The following is a 14,715-nucleotide window of genomic DNA, read 5'->3' as shown; positions in this document are numbered from 1 at the left end:
CTGCCGGCGTCGACGTGATTCCGGAGTTTGAAACTTGAATGATCCCTCAAGGAGACAATTGATGGCTGCTACCCCTCCCATTACGTCCGGCTCTGCCGGGTCACCGGAACAGAACCTGGACAAGATGATCAAGCATCAGGAGCGCATGTTTGGCCTCGAGATCACAAAAGAGATCGCGAAGTCCCAACATGACATGCTGATGAGCACCGCCAAGACGCTCGGCCAGTCGGCTGAAAAGGCCTAAGGCGGGATTCTCGAACCATGCGCCGCCGCAAGCATCCGGCGGCGCACGCCCACGGCACGAACGTTTCGATGCCGTTGTCAGGCTGCGTCTGAATTGTCATCAGCGGGAGATGAAGTGGCATGACCGCTCATTCTAACGGCAAAGATTGGGCTAACGGCAAAGATTGGGCTAACGGCAAAGATTGGGCTAACGGCCGCACCCCGGCATCGCGTCATTCCGTTGCGCTCAGCGTAACGCACGGATTTCACGCGGGCGCCCAACTCAGCCTGGTCGAGCCTCTGTATACGGTCGGCTCCACCACGGAGTCCGAAATAGTCCTTAGGGACGCCGGCATCGCGCCGGTCCACGCAAGGTTGCGGCGCAAGGGCAGCCAGATTGAAATCGAAGCCGTCGGCGGCGATGTCACGCTCGCCACCGGCGAGATCATCCGTGAAGGCCAGGGCCGCCGCTGCAAGCTGCCGCTGTCGATAAGCGTCGGCGATGCCCATATCCGGCTGGTCAACCCGGAACGCCCACCGAATCGCTGGTCTGTCTCCAATCGCCCCCTCGTGGTTGCGGGCAGCGTTCTCTTTGCTGTCTTCGCTGTTTCCGTCGCCGCCAATGGATTCTCCTTCGCCGAGCCGGACATTGGCAAAAAGCCATCCGCTCAGGTCGATAAACCGATCACAGTGGCCTTCGCTGGCGAGGCCGGGCAGAGTGTTCTGGACGATTCATCGCCGACACCCAGCGCCGCAGACGCGGAACGCCAACTCAAGCTGCGCCTCGAGCAATCCGGCATCAGCACATTGACCGTTCAGCAGTCACCTGGACGGCTCGTGGTCTCGGGCATGATCGCCAATGACAAGAATGCTGCCTGGACCGAAACGCAATCCTGGTTCGACCAGGCGTTCGGCGCGCACATCACCCTCGCCTCCAATGTCATGGTCGGCAACGCCGAGCAGGCTCCGCGCCTGAGGCTGCAGGCGATCTGGTATGGCGAGCGGCCCTATGTCATCGCCACCGACGGCGCACGCTATCATGAAGGCGCATTCACCAATGACGGCTGGACCGTCAAGCGCATTGGCGAGACGGAACTTCTCCTGACGAAGGGCGGCGCCACGGTCGCGCTGAAATATCCGTGAACCGCCGGCTTGAAGGCCCGCGATTCGATACGGCAAGGATGGATACAACCGGCCGCGAGGTGCGGCAGGCGGAAGGCGTGCGCGGTCAGGCAATCAACCGTCGGCGGATGAATGGCGTCGACAAGGCCGCAAGCCGGGCCCCGGGGACGACATCGGCCGCTGGTACGGAAAAGCCAGGAACCGCGGAATTCCAGTCCTCTCGGGGTACGGCGGGCGAATCGCTCGACGAGGCGCTCATCAACTTCGTCATGCCGAATATTCCCGAGCCTGCAATCCTGCGTCGCTCGGTACCCATTCTCCAGCATTTTGTAACGCATCTGGTTGCCGGCCTTGAGGGAGGCGAGCCACTCAAGACACTTGCCAGAACGCTGATGGAGGATGAAATCGAGCGTCATCGCGATCTGCTTGGCCGGATACAGGAAGGAATCGAAACCTGACTGATCCGGATGACACGGTGCATCTGCTGCATGTCCTGGGCTATCTCTACGGGTGTCACGGGCAGGCAAAGCGGGGCGCGGCATATCTGCTTATCGCGACGCAGCTGTCGCCGGGAAATGCCGGCGTTCTGCGCACGCTGGCGCATCTGCTCATACTCGATGGCGAAGCGGACAAGGCGCTTGCCACCATTGCCAGGCTGGAGACGCTGGAGGGAATGGACCATCCGACGCTGGCCTTGCTGAAGAGCCGCGCGTTGCTCGTGGCCGGCCGCAAGGCCGAGGCGCACAATGCCTTGCGGAGCTTCCTGTCGCATCGAGCCGCCGAATGACGGTGTCGGAGCGCCTTCTGCACTTCCTTGCCAAGCTGTCACGCCGCAGCGATCTGGTCATTGCCATCCTGATGCTCGTTGCAGTGGTGATGATGCTCATTCCATTGCCGACCTTCCTCGTCGACATTCTCATCACAGCCAATATCGCCGTCAGCGTGCTTATCCTGCTGGCTTCGTTTTACGTTTCTCATCCGCTCCAGTTCTCGTCGCTGCCATCGGTCATCCTCATCGCCACCTTGTTCCGGCTGGCGATCACGATCACGACCACGCGACTGATCCTGCTCCAGGCCGACGCAGGCGAGATCGTTTCCGCCTTCGGTAGCTTCGTCGTCGGCGGCAGTATTGCCGTGGGCCTGGTGATCTTTCTGATCATCACCGTTGCGCAGTTCATCGTGGTTGCGCGGGGCGCGGAACGCGTTGCCGAAGTTGCCGCGCGCTTCACGCTCGATGCCCTGCCCGGCAAGCAGATGAGCATCGATGCGGAGTTGCGCAACGGAGACATCGATCAGGCGGAGGCACGCCGGCTGCGCCAGCAGCTTGAGCGTGAGAGCCAGCTGTTCGGCGCGATGGATGGCGCCATGAAATTCGTCAAAGGCGACGTCATCGCCGGCATTGTCATCATTCTGGTCAACCTGATCGGAGGTTTCGCGATCGGAACGCTGCAGCACGATATGTCGCTGGGCGACGCCGCCGTGACCTACTCACTGCTCACGGTGGGTGACGGGCTGATCGCGCAGATACCGGCGCTGCTTGTCGCTGTGGCCGCCGGCACGATGGTGACGCGCGTCGGCAGCGCGGACGGCACGAGCGACCTTGGCAAGCAAATTACCAGCCAGCTGCTGCGCGACCCCCGTGCGCTCGCACTCGCCGCGGTGATCATGGTCGGCCTTGCCGTAGTGCCGGGCTTTCCGCCCCTTGTGTTCCTGATCCTTGGTGCCTGCTTCGGCGCGGGCGCCTATGCCATCAACCGCCGCACCGCGCGGGAAGCCGAACTTAGGGATATCGGCCAGACCGCGGTGGCCGAACAGACTGGAAAACCGGCGTCGCTTTCATCAACGCCCGTGGCAGCACTGCCTTCTTCATCCCGCATCGTCGTGCGCTTCGGAACCGAACTCGGACGCTCGGTCCCGGAACCCGAATTCGCCACGCTCGCTGATGGCGTGCGCCGCGAGCTTTTCGGCGATCTCGGTGTCGACGTTCCGGCTATCGGCCTGCAGGTCGACGAGAAGCTTTCAGTGAGAAGCATGCGCATCGATCTGGAGGGCGCACCCATCCTGGATGCCGAAATCCCCGCCGACCGCGTTCTTGTCGAAGCGGACCCAACGCATCTCGATCTGCTCGATGTGACTTACGAAAAGGGTTCTCCGATTGCCGGTCAGCGCAAATTCATGTGGGTCGACGATCGCCACCTTTCGGCGTTGAAGGAAGCCGGCTTCGTCTTCTCCACGCCGGCGCAAACAGCGGCCAAATGGACCGGAAATGCACTTCGGCTCTATGCCGGCCATTTCGTCGGGATCCAGGAAACGCGCAGGCTGCTGTCGGACATGGAGCCGGACTATGCGGATCTGGTCAGACAGGCGCAGGAAATCGTGCCGCTGCAGAAAATCGCCGAGGTGCTTCGGCGACTTGTCGGCGAAAACGTGCCGATCCGCAACCTGCGCCTGATCCTCGAAGCGCTGATCGAATGGGGTCAACGCGAACAGGACGTCGTTCTGCTTACGGAATATATCCGCACGTCCTTGAAACGCCAGATCAGCTTCCGCTTCGCTGGCCGCAATAACATCATCGCAGCCTATGTTCTGCAGCGCTCGGCCGAGGATATCCTGCGAAACGCGGTGCAAAGCACATCGACCGGCACGTTCCTGAACCTTTCGGATGACGATGCACAGGCATTGATCGCCGAAATCGAACGAGCCTTGTCGCAGAACGCCACCGATGTCTCACCGGTCGTCCTCGCGGCGATGGATGTACGCCGTCATATGCGGAGCCTGCTCACGCACAATGCCATCGAACTTCCGGTCCTGTCCTTCGGGGAACTCGCACAGGAATTCAACGTCCAGCCATTGGCCACGATATCCGGCCGCTCGGGCATGGCACGCAACGTCTCTCGGTCGCTGCCATCGGCTGAGGCGAAAGCCGGACAAGAGGCAGCCTCATGATGCCAGCCGGGCGGATTGGGACAATTGGGGGAACACCATGCTCAAGAGGGGAACGGCATGACAATTCACGATACCGCAGCAGGCGTTCGATCCGCCACTTTCGTCGGGCGGATGCGCTGGCTCGCTATCGCGACGGTTGGCGTCTTGCTGGCGTTTTTGTTCACATATGCCGACGCGACGGCACAGGATGTGTCGCCATTGCCGAGCCGGCCAACGGTCGACCTGCCGGTCGGGCAAGGACGCCTGCTGCGTTTCAATGAACCCGTCGAATCCGTCCTGATCGCCGACACCACGATCGCCGACCTTCAGGTCGTGTCGCCGGGGATGGTCTATGTCTTCGGCCTGAAGCCCGGCCTGACCAACCTCATTGCAATCACGGCCGATGAACGGGTCGAGGCAACGGCCCAGTTCCGCGTCACCCCCGATCTCGCGCCTGCGAACGAAGCGAAAGCCGCGATGCAGCCGAACTCGGCGACAAATCTCTCGATTTTCGGGACCCGCATTGTCGCGACCGGCGAGGCAGGAGGCGTCGAGGAGGCAACGGATGTCGACAATATCGCCCGCACGTTCTCGCCGCCGGAACAGCCGCCGCTGAACAACATGACCGTGCAGGGGTCGCAGCAAGTCAACATCCGGGTCCGTTTCGCCGAAGTCTCGCGCACTGAGCTGCAGTCGTACGGCGTCGACTGGTCTGTCGGGTACAGGAGCGGCGGTTTTGAATTCAACATGTTCCAGGACAATGGCGTGCCCTCCGGCACCGGCAATCTTGGTTTGAGCATGGACCAGGCGCAGGGCATCAACTTCGACATTCTCATCGAAGCGCTGCAACGCAACGGCGTCGTCAAGATACTGGCCGAACCGAACCTGACAGCGATGACCGGTCAGACCGCGAGCTTTCTTGCCGGCGGCGAAATCCCGGTTCCGATTCCGCAAGGAACGGACGTCGTCACCGTTCAATACAAGTCGTTCGGCGTTTCCCTCGGGTTCACCCCTACGCTGATCGGCCGCGATCGCATTGCGCTCCATGTTCAGCCGGAAGTCAGTTCCTTGTCGGAAGCAGGCTCAGTCAGCGCCAATGGCTTTGCCATGCCGAGTTTCGTCGTGCGCAGGGCTGACACCACGGTCGAAGTGGCGAGCGGCCAGACCTTTGCGATCGCCGGTCTTTTCCAGCAGCGGACCTCGCGTAATCTGGAAAAGTTTCCGGTTCTCGGCGATGTGCCAGTGCTTGGCCCGCTTTTTCAGTCACAGCGCTTCCAGCGCGAAGAGACGGAACTGGTGATCCTGATCACGCCCTATCTGGTCGAGCCGGTGCGCGACAGCCTCGCCACGCCGCTCGATCGTCCGGCGGCCAAGCGCCACAGGAAGCGCGCCAATGACGCATCGGCGATGGGCCTGATCATCAAGTAGCGGGGAACCGGACATGACATTTCGCATCGCATTGTGCTCTGTTCTTCCGGTGCTGCTTGTGGTCGGCTGCGCCAACATCCGGCAACAGCCGCAGGACTATTCTCCCGGCTACAGCTATGTGTCGACCGACACCAGCGGTTCCGAGAAGGGCGTCGGCGGCTCCGTGCTCGCTCCCAACGCATGTCTGAACGAACCGGCCGATGACGACCGTTCTGCGGCTGCGACCGATCTGACGATCGTCCGCGGCGTCGGCTCCCACCTGCCGCCCGGCTGCGCCAACGCCTACAATCTTCAACGCATGGCCGAAAGCCAGCGGGATCTCGTCGAGGGCCGGCGCATGGGGGCGGCGGCGGCCGCGCCGACGGCAAATGCCGCGCGGCGCTACCTCAATGGCGAAGAGGCGCCGATCGGTGGAGCCAACAGCGGGCCGCCGACGCCGCAAACAACGCTGCCAGTCGAGTGAGCCGATGCGGCCTTGCAAAAGCGCGTCGCGTTTGCGCGACATGCATTAGTTTGTCCGGCTGTTTGCGCGTCGGGTTCGACCCTTTCCGGACCGATGCGCTAGAGCGGTTCATCGTTTCACGGAAACGCCGAACCGCTCTATCTCCTTGTTTTTGCGCAATTCCGCAGGGAAAGCGCCATGCGCTTTTCCCGGGAAAACCGTTTCACACTTTTCCTGGAATTGCTCTAGCCGAGGATAGAGCCGAGTGCTTTCGCCCTTGCCTGTGTGCTGCCCTTCGAGCGGATGGTTCTGGCACGCGCAAGCAAGGTATTCACCTCCTTGGTCGCCAGGCCGATCGGCGGCGAGGCCCTGACCTGATCGGCCTGGCCAAGAAGTCCGTAGACCACCACGACGTTGCGCTTGTGATGCAACTGCGCATTGGGTGCGGCAGAGATCTTCTGGACCAGCGGGAGTGCTGTGGCGGAATTGCCTTCGAGCGCCGCGGCCAACGCCATGTTGCTCTCGACGTCGAGATCCCCCGGCGCAAGTTTCAACGCCTGAGCAAAAGTGGTCTGCGCCTCCGCCGTCTGGCCGGCGAATGTCTGCGCCACGCCCAGCCTGATATAGGCGCTGCTGGTGTTGACCAGCGGCGCGGCCTGCGCGAGCGCGCGCATGCCGGCATCGATATCGCCCGTTTCCATCATCGCCGAGCCAAGCCCGAGCATTGCCCCTCCGTCATTGGGCGCTTTTGCCAGCGCGGCCTGATAGGCTCTAGCCGCCTCGGCGGGATAGCCCGCTCGCATATAGGCCTCGCCCGCCTTGACGAAGGCGCTCGGCTTGGCATCCGGCATCGCTGCCGCGCGCTGGTAGAGCGCGATTGCGGTGCCACTGTCTCCCTGCGCATGGATATCGTCCGCAAGCTTGATCAGACGCTCCGATTGCGACGACGGGCCCTGTGCCTTTGCCTGCTCGGTGTCGGTTTTGGTCGTCTGACAACCGGTCACCGCCAGCATGGCGACGACGGGCAAGAACACGACGTGCAGCCGCATATCCACCTCTCCGTATTCAAGCCCGCCGCACCTTACACACGGCCCTGGCCGACTGGAACCACAACAGTGCGATAAGATTGCAACATGGCCGAAGAAGCTGAGGAAAAGAAACTACCGGCGTCCGACAAGAAGCTTCGCGACGCTCGCCGCAAAGGCCAGGTTTCGCAGAGCCGCGACCTGGCCTCCGGCTTCACGCTTTTCGCAGCGCTTGGCTATCTTTATTTCGCCTGGCCGATGCTGTTCGGGCACCTTTCGGAACTCGTGCAGACCGTGACCACCCCCGGCGATTCGTTCGTTGAAGTCAGCCTGCAGGCTATCCGCCATTCGTTGTCATTGCTGATGCTTGCCACCTTGCCGCTGGTCGGAATCGTTGTCGTTCTCGCCGTGGTCTTCGGCATGCTGGGAACGTTCGGGCCGGTCTTCTCGTTTGAGCCGCTCAAGCCGCAATTCGATCACATAAACCCGGCGAAGGGTCTTCAGAAGATCCTGTCGCTGCGCAACGTCGTCGAGTTCACCAAAGGCTTGGCCAAGGTGGTGTTGCTGGCCGGCCTGTTCGCATTCCTTTTGATCGCGTGGCTGCAGCCGCTCTTCGATGCACCGGGATGCGCTCCGTCATGCCTGGAGCCAATTATCAAAGCGGTGCTGACACCGCTTGGAATTGCCGCCGCCCTGGCCTTTGTCGTCATCGGCGTGATCGATGTTCCTATTCAGCGCTGGCTGTTCCTGCGCGACATGCGCATGACGACAACCGAATACAAGCGCGAAAACAAGGACCTCGAAGGCGATCCGTTGATTCGACATGAACAGCAGCGACAGCGGCGTGAGGCCGTGATGCAACCGGCGAAGCTGGGCGTGAAAAACGCGGTCATCGTCTTCGTGGCTGGTGACCGCTCAGTGGCATTGCGTTACGTCAGGGGTGAAACGCCGGTGCCGACGGTCGTCGGCAAGGGCCAGGGCCGAGCGGCTGACGAGATGACGGCTCAAGCACGCCAGGCAGGTATTCCGGTGATCGAGGATGCGGCCGTCGCCGGCCCACTCTTCGAAAATACGAACACCGGAGCTTACATCGGCCAGGAGATGTTCCCACCGGTCGTACGCCATCTTGTCCGGCTCGGGCTCACTTGAGCCATGCGCGAACCGACCTTGCCGCAATGCCTGAGCAGCGCGGCAAGGTCAGCAGCGACAGCCGACTACTTGGCTGAACCCATCAGGACGTCGAGATCGACCGCGTCTGCCATTGCCTTGTATCCCGCGTCGTTGGGATGGAGGTTATCGCCGCAGTCGTAGTCGTCGCGCAGATACCCCGGCTTGGCCGGGTCTTCCATCACCTTGTCGAAGTCGACCACGCCATCGAAGCCGCCGCCGGTGCGGATCCATTCGTTCACCGCGACGCGAATCTTTTCTTTCTCGGGCGTGTAGTAACCCTCGGTGGGAAGTCCTTTGAAGGTTTCGGCGAAGGGGGTCAACGTCGCGCCGACAATGCGTATGCCATGGGCGTGCGCGCGATCGATGAGTTGTTTGTATCCGGTGATGATGTCTTGCGCCGTCGGTTCCTTGTCGTCCGGCGTGACTGCATTTTCGCCGGGCCAGCCGATGTCGTTGATGCCCATCATAAGGACGACGGTCGAGACTTTGGGATGGCTCAGTATATCAGAATCGAAACGTCCCAAGGCATTGACACCCATACCGTCGGTCAACACGCGATTGCCCGAAAAGGCTTCGTTGACCACCGCGACCTTGCGGTTGGCCTCCTGCAATCGCTTGGCGATATGGTCCGGCCAGCGATTATTGGCGTCAGGGGTCGAGCAATTCCCATCGGTGATGGAATCCCCGAAAAACACGATCGCCTCGGATTCCGGCACGGCGTCAACCCATATGTCGCTCAGAAACAGGCGCGATTTGAGTGTGCTGTCAGCCTTGAACGCAGCCTCGTTTGTGAAATTGCCCGGGCCGGAGATGTAGGCGGTTTGCACGCCATCCCAATGTACCGACGACAACGCAGTCTTCTTCGGCAGGAAAATGCTGACCGAGATTTCGGAAAGCGCTTCTGCCGGGAGAGCGATGGGGTCGCTGAGGATCGGAGCTCCCGGCGGAACGACCACAGAACTATTGCCGCCCCAGGTCAGAGGCTTCAAGGTCGCCTGATCGACCTTGCCGCCCTTGCCTGCTATTGCGACGCTGCCGGCACCGATGGTCAGCGGCTTTTCGCCGAAAGCATTCGACAGCACGACCCGCACGCTATTGCCGCCAACGCTGATGCGGGCGACCTGGCGGACGGTCTGGTTCTCCAATACCTCCGGCACTCCGAAAGGCGCAGGAAGATCATCCGACCAGCGCGGAGCAGGTGTGGCAGCCCAAGTGGTGATCCAGGCTGCCTTTTCGGCGCCTTGTGCCGAAAAACCTGCAATCGCGGAACCGGCCGCCGCAGCTGCACATATCAGGATGATCTGACGTCGACGCCGCTTCCTCCCTGCGGCGGTAGAAAGCTCCGATGAAACCTTATCCGTGAAAACCAAAGGCCTGTTGAGCCGCATTTTTATCTCCTCCTCGAGACATGCTGGTAATGCCGCCGCCGGGCTCATTATGACGGGCTGCCTGGGGAATGAAATTCGACTTCCGTGGCAATCTTGGACCAGCGTCAGGAGCAGGGATTTGCGAGCGTGGAAACTGGTGCTGCCTTATAGTCAACTCGCGTGCTGAACGTCCGCTGCGCCCTCGCCGGATTCACTGGCGGACATCGATCCTGGGGCCCAATGTCTGGGTCATGACCCGCCGCACGACCTTGCCATCCGCGACATCGAGGCAGACGGTATCGACCAGGTATCGATACGCCACGATGTCGCGAGGCTCCAGCGCCTCAAAAGCGCGGTGCAGGAACGGCATGGAATAATGATGGTGTGGATAGAAGTTGTAACCGACCGCAACAGCCGAGCTCGCCAGGTTCACGGCGCGATTGTGCTGGCCAAGAATAAACGGCGCCGGGCGGGCCGCATCGTAGTCAGGCGGCGTGATCGGCTGTTCGACTGGATAGGCGCACTCGTTCGTAAGCTTCATGACCTCATAGTTGGACGAGGCAATTTCCGACGACTTCGGCCCCACCTTCCTGATCCCGATCTGGCCCCAAGCTGAGGTCGGAACGTGGCCGGATTCACGACGATATTCCTGATAGCCGAAGTGACGGGCATAGAGCAGATAGGAAGCGTCGCGGAAAAAGCTGGGTGCGACCCGCACCCAGTCACCTTCTTTCGTCAGCGCCTCGAAATGTGCTTGCCGGATTTGCCTTGAATCATACCAGCCGAGCCGCGCGTTATAGAAGACCGCGTCGCCGAATATGGTGACAACAATCCCGGCTACGATGGCAGTCGCGGAAAACGAATTTTCCTTCATTCTCGTCAGAGCCGCGACGATCAGACTGTTCAAGATGATCCAGTGCAGAAAAAGGGCGCCGCTCAGAAGGAATATCCCGATATGCATGATATCGAATAATGCGGTCAGTCCGATGAGCCACCGCCGGCGCAAAAAAGCGAGAAAGCATAGAAGCTGCGCAGCAAGGATAACGACATTCATCGGAACCTGGACCGCCCTGACCGCTTCATAGGCATGAGCGAGCAGCGATTCGGAAAAGCCCAACGGGGCCGCGCCTAAGCCGTACCCGGCCAGCATGATGGAACTGGTCGGGTTCTCGAGGATCCAGCTCAACGGCCCTCCGTCAAGCGTGACCTTGGCCATCCCGGACATGAAGTAGTTGCCAAAATGGGCGCCGATCCCGGCGAGCAGCAGTATGCCGGCAGCCTGGGCCGCGAAATTCCTGGTTCCGAGTTCGTCAAGGCTGGGTAGGTTCCTGGTGAAGGGCTTCAGCCGGCTCAAGCTCTGCAGCAGGCCAAGGCCCAACAGGCCACAGGCCAGGAAGAGACCGACCTCAATCAACGGCGCATAGTCGTTGCGGCCCAGTTCCGCAGCATCGGAAACTGCCCGCGTGACATTCTTGTGGAAGCCGAAATAGACCATCGGGAAAATGGCGAAGGATGGCCGCAGGATCGAAAGAAGCGCCGCCGCAAGCGCGATCAGGCGACCATATGTGAGTGCATTGCCCAACGCGTCGGCGCGAACCGCGTCGGCAATGCCGAGTTCGTCTCCAAGCCCGAAGCTGAAGAGGCCCAGCGTTATCGCCAGGCCGACCACGATGATGCGCGCAGCCCGCGCCTCGGCGGGATAGCGCACGAATGCAAAAAGGCAGCAAAGCAGAGCCAACCCGATGGCGCTGACCGTGGCGAGGGCAGGATCGTGCCACGCCACGCGGGACGCCGCCTTCTCGTATAACAGGATCGGAACGACCCCGCACAGGAACGGGAAAAAAAGAAGGGCTGCAAGGACATAACGCTCAGCGGGTGAACGCTCGATGCCGACTGACGGCCAACGCCGGGCGCTGCCCGCTCCGATGCTCATCCCATGCTTCTCCCGTCTTCCGGACTTTTCGCCTCACCTGTTCGGTTTTCGGTGCTCACCTTCCGGGGGACGGGATGAGCCCTCACGCCGCACGTTGCCGCCGGATATTGCTGCACTGCAACAGGATGCGTACTACAACCTAAACGCACAGGCAACGACGAAAGTTCAAGATGCCCCTGGCTCAATGCGCGCGCGCAAGTTGTGCCAATTTCCGATAAATGCCCGCGTTAAATTGCCGACCTGTCGCAATTTGGTACAACAACAGCAACAGCGATCGCCGCCCGCGTCACCGTGCCCGGTGTCGAGCCAGGGTATTTGCAGGCTCAAAAAAATGTTGCCAATCTACCCAAAGTAGTGGCAAATATTATGTTGCAGTGCCTAAGAGTGCGATGCAACATTGAATTTGTCTGACCTGCAGAAAACCGATCGCATCGGCGTCAGGTGCAGGGTCAGTGGCTGAAGAGGCCATGGAAAATGGTACTCGACACCCGGGCCAAACAGGTCGCCGACGAGCACCATGGTATCGTCGTGATCGGCGCTGGCTTCGATTCAGCCTTTTTCCTGCACCAGTTCGTCGGACGGAGAAAAACTCGTGTTCCCTTCGGATTGTGGCGCCACAGCACGCGTGATCGGCAGCTCGAACGCCGCGCAAACAGCAATATCCGGGACGAGGACGCCGGCAGATCGTGGAATTACACGATCGGCCTGGTCGGCGGCACCAACAGCTGGTTCGGGCAGACGCCGCGGTTGCTTGCTTACGAGTTCAGGCTGAAAAGCCTCTACGGCATCGGTCTCGACCGGCCGACCAGCTATGACGATTTCGAGCCTTTCTGCTGCGGCCCAGGCGGTCATGCCCGTGAGCAGCTTTGCCAGGGGGAGAAAATACTATGACGGTGTTCTATGATAGCAGCCATCCGGACGCTTTCGTCGGCGGAGCCGGTTCGGACGCAGTCACTTACGGCGCTTCGTCCCGTGGGGTCATCGCCGATTTGGCTTCCGGCCATGCCTACAAATTGCTGTCGATACTGCCGCTGGGCGATTCCATTACCTATGGAGTGATCGCGAGTTCTTCCGATACCGAAAGCGGCGGGTATCGGAAGTTCATGCTGGAACAGTTGGCGGCACTCAATGTGAAGATCGACTTCGTCGGTTCCTCGTCCAACGGACCCGCCAGCATGGGCGATCGGGATCACGAGGGTCACCGCAACTGGACGCTCAATCAACTGAACGGCATCGACAACGATGTTGTGGCCGCTACGAAACCCGATGCCGTGCTGCTGATTGCCGGAACAAATGACAGCTCGACCGACAGCGTGCCAACGATGCTGCAGGATTTGCGCAGTCTTTTGCTCAGCCTGACCTCCAGCGATCCCGCCTTGACCGTCTTCGTCGGTTCCTTGCCTCCCGTTCGCGTCGGCCAACAGTCGCAAGCGCGTGCAGACCGTGTCGATGCGTATAATGATGCAATGCCCGGTCTGATCTCTGAACTGGCCGCCCAGGGGCACAAGATCGCCTTTGTCGACATGCGTGATCTGACACCAGATGACATCACCGCGCCGCCGCTTGACAGCGGGCTGCATCCGACTGCCGGGGGCTATGCAAAAATCGCCTCACATTGGATGGCCGCACTGGAACAACATCTCGGCCTGGACGGGACCGGTATCGGAAGCGACCGCGACACCTTCACCAGCATCGAAAATCTTACAGGCTCTTCCTTTGCCGACCAACTCGGCGGAAACGAGGGAGCCAATGTGCTGGATGGGCTGGCTGGCGATGATTTGCTGGAGGGCCGCGGCGGCTCCGACCAACTCATCGGCGGGGTCGGCGCCGACACGCTTGTCGGCGGCACGGGTAATGACGTCTACTATGTCGACAATGCCGGTGACAAAACCATCGAGGCGACCAATGGCGGCGTCGACGAGACGCATGCTTATACAAACTGGACCCTGGCCGACAACGTCGAAAACCTCTTCCTGAGGTCGGCTGCCAATCTGGCGGGAAAAGGCAACGAACTCGCCAACACCATGATCGGCAACGGCGCAGCGAACACGCTCGAAGGCCTCGGCGGCGCAGATCGGCTGGAGGGCCGGGGCGGGTCGGACCGGCTCGTCGCTGGTCTTGGCGCCGATATCCTCATCGGTGGAACGGGAAACGACAGCTTCGTCTTCGCCGCCGGCCATGGCCACGACACCGTCACCGACTTCGACCTTTCCGGCGATGATCTCCTGGAGATTTCAGGCTACCAAAGATATAGCGAACTCCGGCAGGTCGGGAGCGACACGCTGGTCGTCTTCTCCGACAGCGACACTGTTCTCCTCAAAGGCGTGACCAGCGCCTCCCTGAGCAGTTCGGATTTCGTCTGGATCGATCCACTCGACGAGCCGCCGCCGGGGTCAATCGTAGGCGACGACGGCAACAATACGCTTACCGGCGGTCCCGGTGCGGACGTCATTTATGGAATGGGCGGCAGCGATATCTTGAACGGAAAAGCGGGCGCCGACACGCTTGTTGGCGGCGCGGGTGATGACGTCTTCCATGTCGACAATGCCGGTGACAAAACGATCGAAGAGAACAATGGCGGCTTCGACGAGACGCATGCTTATACAAACTGGACCCTGGCCGACAACGTCGAAAACCTCTTCCTGAGGTCGGCTGCCAATCTGGCGGGAAAAGGCAACGAACTCGCCAACACCATGGTGGGCAACGGCGCAGCGAACACGCTCGAAGGCCTCGGCGGCGCAGATCGGCTGGAGGGCCGAGGCGGGTCGGACCGGCTCGTCGGTGGTCTTGGCACCGATATCCTCACCGGCGGAACGGGAAACGACAGCTTCGTCTTCGCCGCCGGCCATGGCCACGACACCATCACCGACTTCGACCTTTCCGGCGATGATCTCCTGGAGATTTCAGGACACCAAAGATATAGCGAACTCCGGCAGGTCGGGAGCGACACGCTGGTCGTCTTCTCCGACAGTGACACGCTTTCGCTAAACGGTGTCCTCGTCGCAAGCATCTCGAATAGCGATTTTCTCTTCGTGTAGAGCGCATCTCCCTACGTGATGTCAAAAGACAATCGCCGAGGGT

Annotated in this window: 13 protein-coding genes; 10 read left to right on the top strand and 3 right to left on the bottom strand. The window is 60.9% G+C overall.

Translation table 11 applies throughout. From position 1 onward, the window contains the following. Nucleotides 1–61 precede the first annotated feature (61 nt). From AC0L2A_RS01795 to AC0L2A_RS01765, 7 genes are all read left to right on the top strand, one after another. Nucleotides 62–244 carry a hypothetical protein gene (locus tag AC0L2A_RS01795; RefSeq protein ID WP_135901656.1) on the top strand — a complete coding sequence of 61 codons (183 nt, stop codon included), beginning with the start codon at nucleotides 62–64 and terminating at the stop codon, nucleotides 242–244. A 119-nt stretch (nucleotides 245–363) separates the two neighbouring features. Continuing rightward, nucleotides 364–1,365 (top strand): SctD/MshK family protein, encoded by a 1,002-nt coding sequence (locus tag AC0L2A_RS01790; protein WP_473516981.1) that lies wholly within the window; start codon nucleotides 364–366, stop codon nucleotides 1,363–1,365. Then, on the top strand, nucleotides 1,362–1,802 hold the full coding sequence (locus tag AC0L2A_RS01785) for a hypothetical protein (protein WP_473516982.1): 441 nt from the start codon (nucleotides 1,362–1,364) through the stop codon (nucleotides 1,800–1,802). Before AC0L2A_RS01790 ends, AC0L2A_RS01785 begins: the two co-directional genes overlap by 4 nt. Before the next feature lie 17 nt (nucleotides 1,803–1,819). Continuing rightward, on the top strand, nucleotides 1,820–2,131 hold the full coding sequence (locus AC0L2A_RS01780; RefSeq protein ID WP_473516983.1) for a tetratricopeptide repeat protein: 312 nt from the start codon (nucleotides 1,820–1,822) through the stop codon (nucleotides 2,129–2,131). Next, a complete protein-coding gene (gene sctV, locus AC0L2A_RS01775) occupies nucleotides 2,128–4,290 on the top strand; it encodes a type III secretion system export apparatus subunit SctV (RefSeq protein ID WP_473607263.1) in 2,163 nt (720 codons plus the stop codon). The genes AC0L2A_RS01780 and sctV overlap by 4 nt, the downstream gene beginning before the upstream one ends. Before the next feature lie 57 nt (nucleotides 4,291–4,347). Then, nucleotides 4,348–5,697: a type II and III secretion system protein family protein gene (locus tag AC0L2A_RS01770; protein WP_473607262.1), complete on the top strand. Its 1,350-nt coding sequence runs from the start codon at nucleotides 4,348–4,350 to the stop codon at nucleotides 5,695–5,697. Nucleotides 5,698–5,710: 13 nt separating this feature from the next. Continuing rightward, the gene (locus AC0L2A_RS01765; protein WP_473607261.1) at nucleotides 5,711–6,160 is read left to right on the top strand and encodes a hypothetical protein; all 450 of its coding nucleotides are present in this window, start codon (nucleotides 5,711–5,713) and stop codon (nucleotides 6,158–6,160) included. Between the two features lie 224 nt (nucleotides 6,161–6,384). Here AC0L2A_RS01765 and AC0L2A_RS01760 read toward each other — a convergent pair whose 3' ends face one another. Next, nucleotides 6,385–7,188: a tetratricopeptide repeat protein gene (locus AC0L2A_RS01760; RefSeq protein WP_091590139.1), complete on the bottom strand. Its 804-nt coding sequence runs from the start codon at nucleotides 7,186–7,188 to the stop codon at nucleotides 6,385–6,387. A gap of 84 nt (nucleotides 7,189–7,272) precedes the next feature. Here AC0L2A_RS01760 and AC0L2A_RS01755 point away from each other — a divergent pair, with 84 nt between their 5' ends. After that, complete coding sequence (locus AC0L2A_RS01755) at nucleotides 7,273–8,313, top strand: EscU/YscU/HrcU family type III secretion system export apparatus switch protein (protein WP_473607260.1); 1,041 nt, start codon at nucleotides 7,273–7,275, stop codon at nucleotides 8,311–8,313. 65 nt (nucleotides 8,314–8,378) lie between these two features. Here the strand turns inward: AC0L2A_RS01755 and AC0L2A_RS01750 are convergent, their stop codons facing one another. Next, a complete protein-coding gene (locus AC0L2A_RS01750; RefSeq protein ID WP_473607259.1) occupies nucleotides 8,379–9,722 on the bottom strand; it encodes an SGNH/GDSL hydrolase family protein in 1,344 nt (447 codons plus the stop codon). A 190-nt stretch (nucleotides 9,723–9,912) separates the two neighbouring features. Further along, nucleotides 9,913–11,634: a hypothetical protein gene (locus tag AC0L2A_RS01745; RefSeq protein WP_473607258.1), complete on the bottom strand. Its 1,722-nt coding sequence runs from the start codon at nucleotides 11,632–11,634 to the stop codon at nucleotides 9,913–9,915. A gap of 474 nt (nucleotides 11,635–12,108) precedes the next feature. On the opposite strand from AC0L2A_RS01745, the gene AC0L2A_RS01740 reads away from it, so the two are divergent. Then, nucleotides 12,109–12,525 (top strand): hypothetical protein, encoded by a 417-nt coding sequence (locus AC0L2A_RS01740; protein WP_473607257.1) that lies wholly within the window; start codon nucleotides 12,109–12,111, stop codon nucleotides 12,523–12,525. Continuing rightward, nucleotides 12,522–14,672, top strand: a complete 2,151-nt coding sequence (locus AC0L2A_RS01735) for a GDSL-type esterase/lipase family protein (RefSeq protein ID WP_473607256.1) — start codon at nucleotides 12,522–12,524, stop codon at nucleotides 14,670–14,672. Before AC0L2A_RS01740 ends, AC0L2A_RS01735 begins: the two co-directional genes overlap by 4 nt. Nucleotides 14,673–14,715 lie beyond the last annotated feature (43 nt).

This window comes from Mesorhizobium sp. WSM4844, from assembly GCF_055811775.1.
Note: the sequence above shows the minus strand (reverse complement) of the source record. Positions and strands in the feature narration are given on the sequence as shown.

Bases quoted from the DNA above. Each gene is read 5' to 3' on its own strand.
- AC0L2A_RS01795 (WP_135901656.1), top strand. From the start codon at position 62: ATGGCTGCTACCCCTCCCATTACGTCCGGCTCTGCCGGGTCACCGGAA.
- AC0L2A_RS01790 (WP_473516981.1), top strand. From the start codon at position 364: ATGACCGCTCATTCTAACGGCAAAGATTGGGCTAACGGCAAAGATTGG.
- sctV (WP_473607263.1), top strand. From the start codon at position 2,128: ATGACGGTGTCGGAGCGCCTTCTGCACTTCCTTGCCAAGCTGTCACGC.
- AC0L2A_RS01770 (WP_473607262.1), top strand. From the start codon at position 4,348: ATGACAATTCACGATACCGCAGCAGGCGTTCGATCCGCCACTTTCGTC.
- AC0L2A_RS01765 (WP_473607261.1), top strand. From the start codon at position 5,711: ATGACATTTCGCATCGCATTGTGCTCTGTTCTTCCGGTGCTGCTTGTG.
- AC0L2A_RS01760 (WP_091590139.1), bottom strand. From the start codon at position 7,188: ATGCGGCTGCACGTCGTGTTCTTGCCCGTCGTCGCCATGCTGGCGGTG.
- AC0L2A_RS01755 (WP_473607260.1), top strand. From the start codon at position 7,273: ATGGCCGAAGAAGCTGAGGAAAAGAAACTACCGGCGTCCGACAAGAAG.
- AC0L2A_RS01750 (WP_473607259.1), bottom strand. From the start codon at position 9,722: ATGCGGCTCAACAGGCCTTTGGTTTTCACGGATAAGGTTTCATCGGAG.
- AC0L2A_RS01745 (WP_473607258.1), bottom strand. From the start codon at position 11,634: ATGAGCATCGGAGCGGGCAGCGCCCGGCGTTGGCCGTCAGTCGGCATC.
- AC0L2A_RS01740 (WP_473607257.1), top strand. From the start codon at position 12,109: ATGGTACTCGACACCCGGGCCAAACAGGTCGCCGACGAGCACCATGGT.
- AC0L2A_RS01735 (WP_473607256.1), top strand. From the start codon at position 12,522: ATGACGGTGTTCTATGATAGCAGCCATCCGGACGCTTTCGTCGGCGGA.